Below are 12,554 nucleotides of genomic sequence, written 5' to 3'. Positions count from 1 at the left end.
TGCCGCTATCGCTAGGTGATTCGGTCGGGCTCGATGGCCTGCGGCAAGTTCTAAACCAGTTTCAGTTCCATCTGATGTTCCTCTTTATAACCATGATCTCCGCACAATTCCGGAAGATTAGCTCGGACTAAATAATTTGCAAACGGTGGTGGTACTGAATTACCGCAACGTGCTACTTGTGCTGTTTTCGGCATTTTGTTCCCGTCACCATCCCGGTCAATAATGTATTCAGGTGGGAAGCCTTGTGCGGCAAACAGTTCATGCGGTTCTAACATCCTCATGCCTATATCATTGATCTGGTAGCTTTCGCCCTTTACCGTTACCAATCCGAACCGGTCTTTGGTTGTGACGGTGTGTAAGGGCTCGTTGCAGTCACTCCCGATACTTGCGCCGTAGTAGCTTGTTAGGAATGCTCTGATCTCACCGAAGTTATTGCCGCCGGCCGTTACGGTGTGGAATGGTTTCTCTAGACTGATTCCGTATTCTTGCCCTTTGAACTTTACAAGGTGACTGGTTACAAGTGCGTACCGGTTCGCTGTGGGTATGGTGTAGATCGGCATATCTAGTGATTGCCCTCTGACTTCATGGCTGGATGTTTCTGTGTAATACTGAGCTAAGAAAGCTGCTACTTCGTCTGTATGGTCATTGGTCTTATGTGTTACCGGTGCAATATACGGTTCGTTATTAAGGACAAACTTCACAATTCCTTTAGCAATCCGTTTTAACGTATTATCAGATAAGGGTTTTTCACGTTCAAAGATGCTCGGGCATTTCAAGGACCAGTCAATGATTTCGCCAGCCGTTCTCCATGGCTTCAATCGTTTTGCTGTAACCGGTAATGTTTTAGGGTCCCCGTGTGTTGGTTTAGGCCATGTGATCGGCTTGCCATCAGACCGTGCAATCATGAAAAACCTTTTCCGTATCGTCGGAGCTCCGTAATCGCAAGCTCTAAGCTCTTTCCAATCCACTGCATAACCTTGACGCTTGAGCGCATTGACAAAAGTTTTGAATGTGCGCCCCTTCTGCTTCGGGTCCGGGTATCCGTCTTTCGTTATCGGGCCCCAGGTAACGAATTCCTCCACGTTTTCTAGGATAATCACTCTCGGTTTAATAACTGCAGCCCAACGTAACGCTACCCATGCCAATCCTCGTATTTCTTTCTGTACCGGTTTGCCGCCTTTAGCCTTAGAAAAGTGTTTACAGTCTGGTGAGAACCAACATAATGCAACTGGCCTGCCTTTGGTAACCTCTCTCGGGTCCACATCCCACACTGATTCACAATAGTGCTCAGATTCTGGATGGTTAACCTTGTGCATGGCTATAGCTGCTGGATCGTGATTGATTGCAATATCCACTGATCTTCCTATAGCCAACTCAATGCCGGTTGATGCCCCACCGCCGCCTGCAAAATTATCTACAACAATTTCGTTTAATAATTTCACCCGTTCGTCTCCGCCTTTCTCTCCAGCATCATTTGTTTAAACTCATATGCCATTTCTTCTTCCATGGCTTGGCAGCATGCTTCTGCGTCGAATTCCCATTCACCCATTGGCCGCAGCTCCTTTGAGCCTGTAATCAGATCCCTCGACTGCGTAACAATTGCCTTTGGACATTCCCAAGAGTCTACTCGAAGCTGCGTCCCCGATCCGCTCGGTTAATGTCTGGTCATCCTCGTTTGAGGAGAAGATGATTGGCCGCTTTGCTTTGTAACGCTCATCAATGATCTGGTAGTACATGTCCAATCTGAATTCACTCGGCTTGGCCTTGCCGATATCGTCCCATACCAGTACAGGAGCATGAATGGCAGAGTCTAACATCCGGTTAACTGCTGCCCCTTCATCGTTATACGCCCTTGCTTTCGATAGCTGGTCCATGTAAGACACATCCGAAATACACACCACTGGAATACCACGCTTGATTAACTCTTTGGCAGCAGCTATTTGCAGATGTGTCTTTCCTAATCCGAAATTGTTATGTAACGTCTTCATGCGTACTCGTTCCGCAGGATTCTTGATCTCACGCAGCTTCTGTTCACCAAACACGGATATAAATCCAAAACTATTAGTCCGCTGGCTACGTAATTCATCAAATTTCTCTAAATACTCGGTCATCTTTCTAAGCATGCCTTCCTGAGTCTTTGAAACTGTACGGTAAGTGTGAAACTCTGCATTATCGAATTCCTCAGGGATCATGGCGTTCTGCATCCGGGAATTCATTCTATTTTGCTGCATACACGAACACTCTCGGGCTACCCACCCATCAAGGATGAATCCATCCACACATTTTCCACATCCCTCAGAGCCGCTGGACAACACCTGGGTATTGGTCGTAGTATCCGACAGCACTTGCACCTTCTTCTCTTCTTTGATTGCCTGAACCGATGCCAGTATTTTGCTCATATCGAACGTGTCCTTTATTGCCCTGAGCATTCTCCATTCCTCCCTTATCGAATTCTTCGTCCAGCGCAAGCGCTATCTCTATCGTTTTAGCTCCAGCAGATAAATAACCCTTAACGATGGTTTCAATGAGTCCAAATCGATACGGACCTCTCATTTTTTCAGCAGCTCTCTCTATGGATCGGATGATTACTGCTTCCTGCATTCCGTCTTGATCGATGTAGGCGCCTAATATTTCGTTTTGTCGTGGGTTTAAATAGAATCCAAATGCTTTTTTATGAGCGTTGTAATAATTAATAGGTTCATCTTCCTTGGTGCATGCAATTTCCGCAGCAGCAGATAGAAGAGATTCTTTTTCTAAATCTATTTCTAAATCTAGTTCTAGTTCTGTTTCGTCATGTGACGTCACGCTAACGTCACTGAGTAGTAATTGTTTGCGTTTTTCTCGGTATTTAATGTTTCTAAGCCTTGTTTGTTCCCTTATTTTGTCCATTCCCTCGATGTTCTGATATTCATCCCAATTTTTTATATAAATGATTTCATCGAATACCTCGATCATAGAGAACCGTTCAAGAGTTATGAGTGCAAGATTGATAACGGATACTTCAAAATCAAATTCAATCGCCAAGTCCTCAGGTCTAAATGATATTGTATCGGTTAAATAGAGAGCTCCACTTTTGTTACATTCCCCTGCTTGCGCTAAGAGAAACACCCATATTAAAACGATGTTATTACCCTCTGGCAGCTTGCGGATCCGCTTGATTTTTTTGTTACTGATCATGTCTGTGTAGATTTTAATCCATCTAACGTCTGCCATATTTACACCGCCTTGTCGGCTTCGTTAAGCACCTTAATGATCGCCTTCATAATCCAATCATGTTTGGTGAGTCCTGTCTGAGCTGCATCGGATTTAATTTTCCGGTTGATTTCATCAGGAATTTTAATTTGAAACGTGTTCACGCTGCATGTTTGCATGTTGTCTTCCTCCTTTATATTAAATCCTATACTTACTATATCATTACTTGTCATGACAATACAAGACTTGTCTGTATTTATATTAATAGACTTCCTCGGTTATACTTTGTATGGAGGTGTCATGATATGTCTGAACGCGTGCCTTATGCGACTAAAGTCGATAGTGAATATAAAGCGACTCTTATAAAGCTTTCTGAAATTACGCGGATCCCACAATCTAAGCTAGTGGATGAGGCGCTTGAAGATTTGTTTAAGAAGTATGCCGAGCAGTTGGAGAAAGGGAGTAAGTAACAGTTACCCCCTAGTCCTTTTATGAGTTTATGAGTTCTGGATTCTCGTATATGTTGCCGATGACTTCGCAATAATGGCGCAATTCATATCCGGTCCATCCACCATTACCTGCATTAGTTTTGTAAGTAATAGGTGGAACTGATTTATATTTCGCTTGGCATGAATCGTAGCAAACAACTCCGTGTTGATATCTTTCAACGCCATTTGAATCGAGAGCTACAACGTCACCCTCATACACGTCCACTCCGTTACGATCTGTTAGGCCTGTCCATTGCATGAGGATGATGTTTCCTTTACGTTGTTCTTCAAATGGGTTTATATAGGACTCGACTTCTCTCATATCCCCCATGTATGGAATAACTTCTTCGTCATCTTCTGAATCACGTACAACCCAACATCTAAACTTAATCTCTCTCATAGCTCCGCACCCACCCATCTCATAAACTTCCTGTAGTACCTGTAAGCCACCGGATAGTTAACGTCCTTAAACTCCTGTATACGCATCTTCTGCTTAGCGATGAACATTTCCCAACGGGAGATTCGTTTAACCGGCAGACGGCTTGATAGACGCTTCACTTCGTTCATGTGTAACCTCCTCTACATCAAACTCCCCTATACTAATTTCCCAACTAAGCCTGTTAAGGATCTTCATCGCACCCTTACATAGTGCTATTTCTTCGCTTTCCAATAACTCTTCATCCATGGTGTACACATATTTCTTATCTTCGATCCACTTGATCAGCTTTTGTTTGTCTATCATTCTTCATCCTTCCCTTCCATTACAGCGAGTAGAGCAGCCTTGCATATTGACTCTGGATTCACGAACCAAAACACATCAGGCCAAGCTACAGTCCTGTCAATAGTGCCGATATATCGTGTTAGTTCTTGAAGGTTATCAAGGAAAACACGGCGTTTACTGAATATGCGTTCCCTCATCTTCTCCACTACATGCCAAGCGTCCCGAACATTCTCCGATGGTCTGAACAGGCATGCGTCTTGATCGTTGCCTACGTATACCCAGTAACCCATGCCATCGAGAGAATTCACTTCGAACCCCAACAATTTAACGATTTCTCCATCCATCTCACGCCCTGGCTGCATCGCCAATATTTCCTCTTTGGTCATCGTTCTTCATCCTTCCCTTGTATTTGTTGGAGGGCAGCAAACAGCTCATCGATCATAATCATTACTACTTTCTTAGCTTCCTTATCAGCATTTAGGTATGCCAGCTTCACTTCGATTCCTTTTAAGCCCTCAACGAGTAGATCCTTTTGCTGTTGGATGGTTTTCAAGTCTGACAATATTTCTGCGGATAAAATTACATCGTAAGTCGAATTATCATCTAGCCATTTCTCATACTTCTGTATCTGTTCTTCCGTCATAGGTATTCACTCCTTAAGATCCTCAATATTCATTTTGTTGTGTAAACCCAACCACCTATATGAGGAGTCTTGTGTAAATAATGCTCAAAAAGTCCCCAATGTTGAATGCAGTAAACTTTACATTTTTGGCATTGCCAAAGGTTTTGACTAGATGTGCCATGCTTTGCAATGATCTTGAAATCGTGTCTGCATAGGTATTGCCTTATTTTCAGCATGAACTCACCCTATTCCAATAGTTTCAGTCTGAACGCCTCTAGCCAATCTCTACCCGTTCCCGTTGTATCAGCCCATGTATGGCACTCAATGCATAGGTGAGAGAGTTCATTCACTGTCGTGCGCGATTCTATCTTCCAACGTCTGACCGTGTGTGCGGCTTGTAGAGCGATTCCACCTCGTCCGCATCGCTCACATCGTCCGTTTGATCTAGCGGCTAACTGGAGCCTTACAGAAGGGCTAATGGAGCCCCTCTGCTTGGCTGTTGGTTTGTTACGTTTGTGCTGTGGCTTAGGACAGGAATTGAGTGTAAAAGTGATCATATAATTGCATTGTCTAATTCAGACTGTAAATCCTCCGGATATCCGCTAGTGTGATCGGTGATGTCAATGATTTCTCCCATGTCTGGAGCGATCTCTGTTTTAATGGTTTCGTCCATGGCCACTTTGCTTTGAAGCTCTATAGAGATAGGCATGTATTTTACGAGTGCTTTGATAACCGTCTTCTTAGCCATTTCGTCGAATTGATCAACCCATGGACCGAATTTTGCTGTTTTAGAGTACATATCCCTATGCCGCTCAATGTCCTTCTTACCCATGACCAGGAATGAATAGCCGCCATCTTTGAACTTGGCATAAGCGTAATATTTAGTTACCTCACCCCGATCACCCTCAAAATCAGGTATGTGGCTTAGCTTTTCATTGATCCCGTACTCAACCTCGAATTTGTCATTCTTATGGACCGCATGCGCTGAGATACTCATGATCTCGCCAGTACGTCTCACAAGGTCGAGTAACCCTTTGTAGCCAATTTGGAACTGAGCTTCTTGCACCCAATATTCTTTACCATTTGCATCTTTTTTCTTGTTGTTATAAGGGATCAGGTAGGCATGACCGAGAACGCCCGGCTCGAGTCCTAACTGAGCGCACTGCATGACCGAAGCAAGAAGAGATTCAGCGGTGCATGCCTTTAGCTTAGGAGTGGTCTTAATTGCCGTAGTAGCGATTCTGAGCAACCGATCAGGCGTCATATGTTTGGGGATTGCTTGAGCAATAGCTGGCTTCATATCATCGAATAGCTGAGCTATCGTTTTTCCTTGACCCGTGGCTTCATTTGCTTTGTTGGATAATTTATTTGAAATGCTTGATTGATCGATTTGTGTTGTCATCGTTACACGCTCCGTGGCTCATATTTATTTTCAGTCGGGAAGATTACTGCATACTCAGGTGTCCATTTTGGAGCGCCATACTTTGACATGTAACCAAGCTTGTTCATCCATTTATCAACGGGTTCTTCTTCATGCATTTTCTTAAGTAGATCCCAACATCCGTATACATCATTCAAAGCTCTGTGAGCGCCTTCTAGCTTGATTCCGTAACGATCACACATATCAGTAAGTTTATGAGGGTAATAATGTCTGTCACGGCTTATAGTGAGTGTGTCGTAGAAAGAGTTATCGAATGTCCGGTCAGCGTTTCGCATTAATGAATGATGGAGAAAGGCAAGGTCGAATGCTGCGTTATGAGCAACTAGGATGCTGTCTCCTAGGTAGCGGTTAAGGATTTGAAACGCCGTTCTTTCTGGCATCCCATGCTCCAATTCTTCGTTTGTAATTCCGGTGATCTCCGTGATCTTAGGAATAACAGGACCGTTCTTTACTAAAGTGCTGAACTCGCTGACAATATGTCCATCACATACCCGAACTGCTGCCATTTCTATGACTCTATCTTTTTCTGGATCCAGTCCAGTAGTTTCAAAATCAAAAATAGTAAAGTTTAATCCCTGCATTATTCTTCTCCCCCAACCACTCTGAATGAGCGGATTCCTTTTTTATTGGACTTCCAAGTAAACCTCAAATCGCCTTGCCAATAAGCTAATTCTTTATGCTGCATGATCCCTTTGATCTGGTTCTTTGCGGTTTCTTCAGCGAGCTTGGCCACTTCCTTAGCATTTCTAGCCTCGATAAGTGTTTCCATGATGGGATAGGCTTCTTCAGGTAAATCAAACGTAGAATCAGCGTAGGACTCTTTATATCTTTCTTTCAGATAGTCGGTATCTTGATGAGAGAAAGCCGGAGGAACTTTTGCGAGTATGTGATTATGCCAGAAGTCATTTTCAATCGTTATGAGGTTATTAATGAGTGCTTCGTCCCGTTCGATAACTTTCCATTGAAGATCCCAACCGCCGATCAGAACGCATATGAACCATTTGTCAGCTCCGGTGACAGCCATATAATGATTACACTGTAGAATGTATTCCGTTGGTGCCTGTGTGCCGCTCCAATCGTGCTTGGAATATTCGCCTGTGTTCTTGATCTCAAGCCCTGCATTTAGTCCTGGAAGCCATCTATCGATGTTAGCCAACATGTGCGGATATTGCTTATGTTGGAAAATGGAGTTTTGACGCTGTACTCTCATTCCCGTTTCTTCCGCGAACCATTCAGCGATAACCGGTTCAAGCATGCGTCCTGCTTTCATTTTCGGGTTATCTTCAAGAGGTGGAATCTCGCCAAGCTTGTCCAAGTAAACTTCCATTGCTGACTTGTAGCGGCTCATTCCGCAGATAGCTGCAATGTCTGAGCCGCCAAGCCCTGTACGTCGATGGTCCAACCAGTCGTCATGGGTAAGTTCTTTAGTGGATATAAGCCGCAATGCTTGCATCTATAACAACTCCTTGGATTGTGGTATGATTAGAGTAGAAACTTAACCTAGTCGTTGGTTTTCTGGAGCCACTGTTAGCGCAGCGGCTTTTTTCTTTTTCATCACTCGTGCATGTTGCTTAACTGCTCTCCAAAAGGCTCTTGCGTCTCCGCGTTCCTTTGCTTCCTTAGCGAGATCATAATAACTAACTGGCTTGATCATGCTCACACGCTCCTACGCATCCGACTACACCGCAAACCTCACACTCTTCAACTTCATCACAAGGCTTTCCGCAGCACTCACACACTTTGATTTTGTAGGCGATCGACCACATTTGGCCGCCAAGAGGAAACTCTCGATCGATACCGTCAACCGCTGTCCGGTTACAACACTCGCTCACTAAGTTTGGCATTCTCTTTTGCTCTCCTTTCAATCTCCAGCTTCAACATTTCGCCTTCTGACTTACTTGTGGTGAATATCAACTTCATGTTCAACTCTTCATCTGGTTCAGAACGAAAGTAATGCTTGAGGAATTGTGGGTCATATATGCTCATGCTCCGATTCTCCTCTCCTCTACTGCAGTATGTAACTCAGCGTTCAACTTCAATTGCTCGTGGATCGTGACCACTTCAGTTTGATACTCCGGTAAATCCAGATCCACGGCCCATGCACATGTGATCTCCTCGCCATCTTCGATTTCTTGCGCTAACTGGTTGATCCAGAATGATTGGTCGCGAAGGTAATCCAGCATTTGTTGTTTGGTCATGCGTTTACCCCCTCGATTTTTATTTCAAGAAAGTTAAGTACATTTCTGATTGCATTAGCAGGAGAATGTTGTCTATCTGTACAAATAGAATTTTGTTGATTGTAATACTCCCTCACCTTATCTTCTGGTGTCTCTTCTATCTCGTAGCCGTTAACTAGGGCTTGTGCAATCATGTAAGGGTTTTTAAGATAGTAATCGTGAATGGTGTAGAGTTCTTCTGTAGTAGGGTCTTCTTCACTCCAATGGGCCATATTTGCCATGATCGACACAACGCCCATGTACTTCATTTTGTCAATTGCTTCCGTTACCTCTCTAGGCAACTTCACTTTGTCCGACATAGTTTTTGTCTCCTTCTCGTATACAATGAGAACGCCTGTTACATTCACGTTCCTTGATCCCATTACCTCAACATTGAAATTCTCTATATCTGCATCAAGCAAATAAGCGTCCGTAACTCTGCTTGCAGGGATCTTGATTTCTACTGGAATGTTATGTTGATACTCATGTTGCATAAGAAATCTACCGCTATCCTTGTAGCTCAGCTTCAGTTGAAGATAACCTACTAACTGGATTTCATCTTTACGCATCAACATCTTTATATGCGGAGTAAGTTCAGTTTTGGTAAGTGCAAAGATATTCTCACTTACTTCTTCAATTTGTACTCGTTCGTAAATATCGAAGCGTACATCCTTAAGCGGTCCTTGCAACGTCTCCACGCTTCACTACCTCCTCTATCCTCATGACCAAAATTGGCTGATTCTCTTCTTCTAAAGCTTCGTCCCGATGAATGGTGCATACCGGCTTTAAATCGTCGTATATGCGGTGTGTAGCCTTTCTTGAGCAGCAATAGCAGTTCATGTCATAACCCCCATCTCAATCCGTTTTTGTAACTCTTCATTCTCCATTGCCAGATTGTAGTATGACTTAGCCATTTCGCTGATTTGCTGCTTTAGCTTTTCGTTTTCTTGCTTCAACTGAAGGACATCAACCATAATTCCTGATGATGTAATTCCGATGTGGTTGATGAGCCGCAACTCTAAATTCAACCTCACTATTTCTTCTGTCGATTGTGGTCTTTCAAGTGCATCAGTGACGAATCTTCTGACAGCAACTAACTCTTCGTCGGTGAATGGCGTATCTTGCACTGTTTTAGCCCATATTTGTAGGTTCATGCTGGCTCCTTTGTGTAAACTTTAGGTTAACAATAGTGAATTTTAGTGATTACTATTGGATAGTTATGGTAGAATACGTTACATGGTAGGCTCGTCCATCATGGAGAAGGCTAGACAGCCTCTTCCAGTTCGTCATAAAGCGCCCATACTGCATCCGTTAGCATTGCTTCATCAACTTTGGCTTGTTCTGCTGTGCGTGTGTCTACATATGAGGTATCAATCTTTATGATCGTGTTGCCAATCCGAATTTCCTGCATCTGTATCACCTCCGCTTTATGTGTATGCTTGTGGTTTAGTGGGACTAACCTATTGTTTTATTGCAGATGTTGTGGGTGTCCTCAACCTTGAGGAGACTATCTATTGAAGAATTGGTTCCGTATTGTATTTAAGTGATTGCTCAGCAGCTTCTTCAACAAGTTTCCTTGCTCGTTCTTCTTGAGCAGCTCGTTTTTGTAGCAGCCTGGCAATATAATCAAATCCTTTAGCGTAAACCCGTGTGGCTGGATCATTTACAATCGTGTCGCCACTGGTCCGCGGCCGCTCTGTTACCTTAAAATGACCGGAATCTAAGTATCTTTGGAAAGGCATTGTCGAACCTTTCATAATGATTCCTTCTTCTCGCAAGATGTCGTATAAGCGATTACGCCCGGTACCAAGTGCTTTAGCAACTTCTTGCATGGACATTGCGTTTTTAGCTGAGATAGCAAGATTGTAGATAGCTACTGGCGCTTCTTGTTCCTTAAGCTTTTGTTTCTGCTCGGCAGACTCTAAAGCTAATTGTTTGTTTTGAGCGTCTAGCGCTTCGGATATTCTTAGTTGAGCGGCATATCCTTCTAAAGCTTCTGCAAAGGTTGGAAGTATATATTGAGGTTGAGTGTTGTATGATCCAGTTTTACGGATGGTTGGAAGAACATCACCAGTAACCCATCTTCTAAATGTCCTAGCTTCCTTCTTACGACTTTCGAGGATAACGTCATACATTCCATCCTCGTTAACAATCGTGGTGTCTTGCATGCGCCCTAAACTGTCAGGCATGGGGTAGTTTGAAACTACATCATCCGAAAGCCTTTGTTTTAAAGCAGGAGCATGACTGATTTCCAAAACATCACATAAGTCTCTAAGTACAAACCAAGGTTGATCATCGATTACTACGGTGCGCACTTGTGCACCTTCATACATAAAGATTTGAGATAGTTGATTCATTAGATCATCTCCTTAAGCTGATTTTGTTTGTTTATGACTCGTTTTGCGTCCTTTTTCTTCAAAAAAAAGCGTCCATTCAAACCCGAGAACATCAGCAATTTTTTTAGCTGTTTTTGGTGGTGCATTGCGATGCCCTGTCTCTATTGAAGAATAGTGACTCCTTGAAATTCCTATTAAATTAGCAACTTCCAACTGTGTAAACCCTTTGAGTTCTCGTAGTTGCGTCAGCCACGTCCTCATGTGCGTCACCTCCTGACTCATTTTGCGTCACTGACTATATTTGTATTATATGACTCGTTTTGAGTCATGTCAACACATATTTTAATATAATGACGAGTTTTGAGTAATGTCAGTTAAGATTCGTTTTGCGTCGCTATAATAAGTTAATGAAGGTGGTGATATTTTGTTCGCGAAGCGGATAGAACAATTGAGGGAAAGAGAAAAGATAACACAAAAAAACCTAGCTCTTAAACTAGGCATAGCGAGGACTACTTATTCAGGTTATGAAAATGGAGCTCGTGAACCTGACTTAGAAACACTTAAAAAAATTGCTGATTATTTTGAGGTATCGACCGATTTCTTAGTAGGAAGGACTGATGACCCCAATATGTATTTTTCAGAAGAATATAAAAAATTACATAATATGATTGATTTGAATAAACCAGAAGATATTAAAAAGGTTAAACTTACTTATAAAAATATGGAACTTACAAATGAGGAGAAGATGGATTTCCTGGCGATTGCTCAAGGTATTTTTTCCGCGCGTCGATCTTTGAATAAAACAACTTAATTTTTTCTTGTAGTTCTAATGGAAGATCGCTTATTTCTTCAAAGATATTCGCTATTTCTAATATACCTGTTTCATCATCCATGCAGTCATCCTCGTCTCATTATAATGTTAGTGTTGTTTTGAACCTCAAAACAAATGTTCGTATTTGTATTGTAATACAGAACATGCGTTTGGTACAAGGAAGTTATTACCATTTAAAATTGAATACAAAAAGAGAGGCTGGCTATGGCTTTCCGTGCAGGGAAATGCCTATTGCGCCTACGCATTAAGCAAGCAGGAATTAATCAAGCAGAGCTTGCTAAGCGTGTGAACCTCTCACCTCAAATGATCTCACATTACATTTTTAACCGCAAGATTATGTCATTGGAAATAGCCAAATCAATATCCGCGGTTCTAAACTGTGATATCGAAGACCTTTACGAGTGGGAGCATAGCAATAGGTTAGAGTAGTTTTCTACTCTCCCTAGAGCGGACTACACCTATAGGTGTATATTTCTTTTGAAATACCATACATACCTCTAAAAAACGGTACACAAAATAATCCACCTCCGGCAACCCGTCTACCATAGCTTGCGCTTTAGGTCGTGGCTTTGCGTCCCATCCTTTCGAATGGTTTGCCATTATCTGATGAAACTGATGTAACCACCTATATTGTTCACGAATCGACAATAATTTACATATCGTGTAAACCAAATATGACATAGGAAATACATTCCAACAAGTACGG

Annotated in this window: 24 protein-coding genes and 1 riboswitch; of the genes, 3 read left to right on the top strand and 21 right to left on the bottom strand. The window is 42.7% G+C overall.

Annotated elements, in window-relative coordinates:
• Positions 1-50 precede the first annotated feature (50 nt).
• The 4 genes from QFZ77_RS12425 to QFZ77_RS12410 form a co-directional block, all read right to left on the bottom strand.
• Entirely contained in the window at positions 51-1,442 is a 1,392-nt protein-coding gene (locus QFZ77_RS12425) for a DNA cytosine methyltransferase (protein ID WP_307439870.1), read from the bottom strand.
• Positions 1,443-1,541: 99 nt separating this feature from the next.
• On the bottom strand, positions 1,542-2,231 hold the full coding sequence (locus QFZ77_RS12420) for an ATP-binding protein (RefSeq protein WP_307439868.1): 690 nt from the start codon (positions 2,229-2,231) through the stop codon (positions 1,542-1,544).
• Between the two features lie 64 nt (positions 2,232-2,295).
• Positions 2,296-3,213, bottom strand: coding sequence for a phage replisome organizer N-terminal domain-containing protein (locus tag QFZ77_RS12415; RefSeq protein WP_307439866.1), 918 nt, complete (start codon positions 3,211-3,213; stop codon positions 2,296-2,298).
• Positions 3,214-3,215: 2 nt separating this feature from the next.
• Positions 3,216-3,371 carry a hypothetical protein gene (locus QFZ77_RS12410; RefSeq protein WP_307439865.1) on the bottom strand — a complete coding sequence of 52 codons (156 nt, stop codon included), beginning with the start codon at positions 3,369-3,371 and terminating at the stop codon, positions 3,216-3,218.
• A gap of 126 nt (positions 3,372-3,497) precedes the next feature.
• On the opposite strand from QFZ77_RS12410, the gene QFZ77_RS12405 reads away from it, so the two are divergent.
• Positions 3,498-3,662: a ribbon-helix-helix domain-containing protein gene (locus tag QFZ77_RS12405; RefSeq protein ID WP_307439863.1), complete on the top strand. Its 165-nt coding sequence runs from the start codon at positions 3,498-3,500 to the stop codon at positions 3,660-3,662.
• 19 nt (positions 3,663-3,681) lie between these two features.
• Here QFZ77_RS12405 and QFZ77_RS12400 read toward each other — a convergent pair whose 3' ends face one another.
• The 17 genes from QFZ77_RS12400 to QFZ77_RS12320 all read right to left on the bottom strand — a co-directional run bounded on the left by QFZ77_RS12400 (position 3,682) and on the right by QFZ77_RS12320 (position 11,277).
• Positions 3,682-4,080 carry a YopX family protein gene (locus QFZ77_RS12400; protein WP_307439861.1) on the bottom strand — a complete coding sequence of 133 codons (399 nt, stop codon included), beginning with the start codon at positions 4,078-4,080 and terminating at the stop codon, positions 3,682-3,684.
• Complete coding sequence (locus QFZ77_RS12395; RefSeq protein WP_307439859.1) at positions 4,077-4,247, bottom strand: hypothetical protein; 171 nt, start codon at positions 4,245-4,247, stop codon at positions 4,077-4,079. Before QFZ77_RS12395 ends, QFZ77_RS12400 begins: the two co-directional genes overlap by 4 nt.
• Positions 4,207-4,422 carry a hypothetical protein gene (locus QFZ77_RS12390; protein WP_307439857.1) on the bottom strand — a complete coding sequence of 72 codons (216 nt, stop codon included), beginning with the start codon at positions 4,420-4,422 and terminating at the stop codon, positions 4,207-4,209. Before QFZ77_RS12390 ends, QFZ77_RS12395 begins: the two co-directional genes overlap by 41 nt.
• Entirely contained in the window at positions 4,419-4,787 is a 369-nt protein-coding gene (locus tag QFZ77_RS12385; protein ID WP_307439856.1) for a hypothetical protein, read from the bottom strand. The genes QFZ77_RS12390 and QFZ77_RS12385 overlap by 4 nt, the downstream gene beginning before the upstream one ends.
• Positions 4,784-5,044: a hypothetical protein gene (locus tag QFZ77_RS12380; RefSeq protein WP_307439852.1), complete on the bottom strand. Its 261-nt coding sequence runs from the start codon at positions 5,042-5,044 to the stop codon at positions 4,784-4,786. The genes QFZ77_RS12385 and QFZ77_RS12380 overlap by 4 nt, the downstream gene beginning before the upstream one ends.
• A gap of 532 nt (positions 5,045-5,576) precedes the next feature.
• The gene (gene recT, locus QFZ77_RS12375; RefSeq protein ID WP_307439850.1) at positions 5,577-6,425 is read right to left on the bottom strand and encodes a recombination protein RecT; all 849 of its coding nucleotides are present in this window, start codon (positions 6,423-6,425) and stop codon (positions 5,577-5,579) included.
• Between the two features lie 2 nt (positions 6,426-6,427).
• On the bottom strand, positions 6,428-7,045 hold the full coding sequence (locus QFZ77_RS12370; RefSeq protein ID WP_307439848.1) for a 3'-5' exonuclease: 618 nt from the start codon (positions 7,043-7,045) through the stop codon (positions 6,428-6,430).
• Positions 7,045-7,917: a YqaJ viral recombinase family nuclease gene (locus QFZ77_RS12365; RefSeq protein ID WP_307439846.1), complete on the bottom strand. Its 873-nt coding sequence runs from the start codon at positions 7,915-7,917 to the stop codon at positions 7,045-7,047. Before QFZ77_RS12365 ends, QFZ77_RS12370 begins: the two co-directional genes overlap by 1 nt.
• 42 nt (positions 7,918-7,959) lie before the next feature.
• Positions 7,960-8,118: a hypothetical protein gene (locus QFZ77_RS12360; protein WP_307439845.1), complete on the bottom strand. Its 159-nt coding sequence runs from the start codon at positions 8,116-8,118 to the stop codon at positions 7,960-7,962.
• Positions 8,102-8,308, bottom strand: a complete 207-nt coding sequence (locus tag QFZ77_RS12355) for a hypothetical protein (RefSeq protein WP_307439844.1) — start codon at positions 8,306-8,308, stop codon at positions 8,102-8,104. The genes QFZ77_RS12360 and QFZ77_RS12355 overlap by 17 nt, the downstream gene beginning before the upstream one ends.
• Positions 8,280-8,450 carry a hypothetical protein gene (locus QFZ77_RS12350; protein ID WP_307439842.1) on the bottom strand — a complete coding sequence of 57 codons (171 nt, stop codon included), beginning with the start codon at positions 8,448-8,450 and terminating at the stop codon, positions 8,280-8,282. The genes QFZ77_RS12355 and QFZ77_RS12350 overlap by 29 nt, the downstream gene beginning before the upstream one ends.
• Positions 8,447-8,662, bottom strand: coding sequence for a hypothetical protein (locus QFZ77_RS12345; protein ID WP_307439840.1), 216 nt, complete (start codon positions 8,660-8,662; stop codon positions 8,447-8,449). The genes QFZ77_RS12350 and QFZ77_RS12345 overlap by 4 nt, the downstream gene beginning before the upstream one ends.
• Positions 8,659-9,378, bottom strand: coding sequence for a hypothetical protein (locus tag QFZ77_RS12340; protein ID WP_307439838.1), 720 nt, complete (start codon positions 9,376-9,378; stop codon positions 8,659-8,661). The genes QFZ77_RS12345 and QFZ77_RS12340 overlap by 4 nt, the downstream gene beginning before the upstream one ends.
• A gap of 138 nt (positions 9,379-9,516) precedes the next feature.
• Entirely contained in the window at positions 9,517-9,834 is a 318-nt protein-coding gene (locus QFZ77_RS12335; RefSeq protein ID WP_307439836.1) for a hypothetical protein, read from the bottom strand.
• Between the two features lie 110 nt (positions 9,835-9,944).
• Positions 9,945-10,091 carry a hypothetical protein gene (locus QFZ77_RS12330; protein ID WP_307439834.1) on the bottom strand — a complete coding sequence of 49 codons (147 nt, stop codon included), beginning with the start codon at positions 10,089-10,091 and terminating at the stop codon, positions 9,945-9,947.
• 100 nt (positions 10,092-10,191) lie between these two features.
• Positions 10,192-11,037 carry a BRO family protein gene (locus tag QFZ77_RS12325; RefSeq protein ID WP_307439832.1) on the bottom strand — a complete coding sequence of 282 codons (846 nt, stop codon included), beginning with the start codon at positions 11,035-11,037 and terminating at the stop codon, positions 10,192-10,194.
• 12 nt (positions 11,038-11,049) lie between these two features.
• Positions 11,050-11,277: a helix-turn-helix transcriptional regulator gene (locus QFZ77_RS12320; protein WP_307439829.1), complete on the bottom strand. Its 228-nt coding sequence runs from the start codon at positions 11,275-11,277 to the stop codon at positions 11,050-11,052.
• Between the two features lie 163 nt (positions 11,278-11,440).
• Here QFZ77_RS12320 and QFZ77_RS12315 point away from each other — a divergent pair, with 163 nt between their 5' ends.
• Together QFZ77_RS12315 and QFZ77_RS12310 are read left to right on the top strand one after the other, a co-directional pair.
• Positions 11,441-11,827 carry a helix-turn-helix domain-containing protein gene (locus QFZ77_RS12315; protein ID WP_307439827.1) on the top strand — a complete coding sequence of 129 codons (387 nt, stop codon included), beginning with the start codon at positions 11,441-11,443 and terminating at the stop codon, positions 11,825-11,827.
• Between the two features lie 225 nt (positions 11,828-12,052).
• Positions 12,053-12,277: a helix-turn-helix transcriptional regulator gene (locus tag QFZ77_RS12310; protein ID WP_307439825.1), complete on the top strand. Its 225-nt coding sequence runs from the start codon at positions 12,053-12,055 to the stop codon at positions 12,275-12,277.
• Positions 12,278-12,374: 97 nt separating this feature from the next.
• A riboswitch (cyclic di-GMP riboswitch) is annotated at positions 12,375-12,456 on the bottom strand.
• Positions 12,457-12,554: the final 98 nt, after the last annotated feature.

The organism is Paenibacillus sp. V4I3 (genome assembly GCF_030817215.1).
Classification (GTDB): Bacteria; Bacillota; Bacilli; order Paenibacillales; family NBRC-103111; genus Paenibacillus_E.
This window is presented reverse-complemented; position numbering and strand designations above follow the sequence as displayed.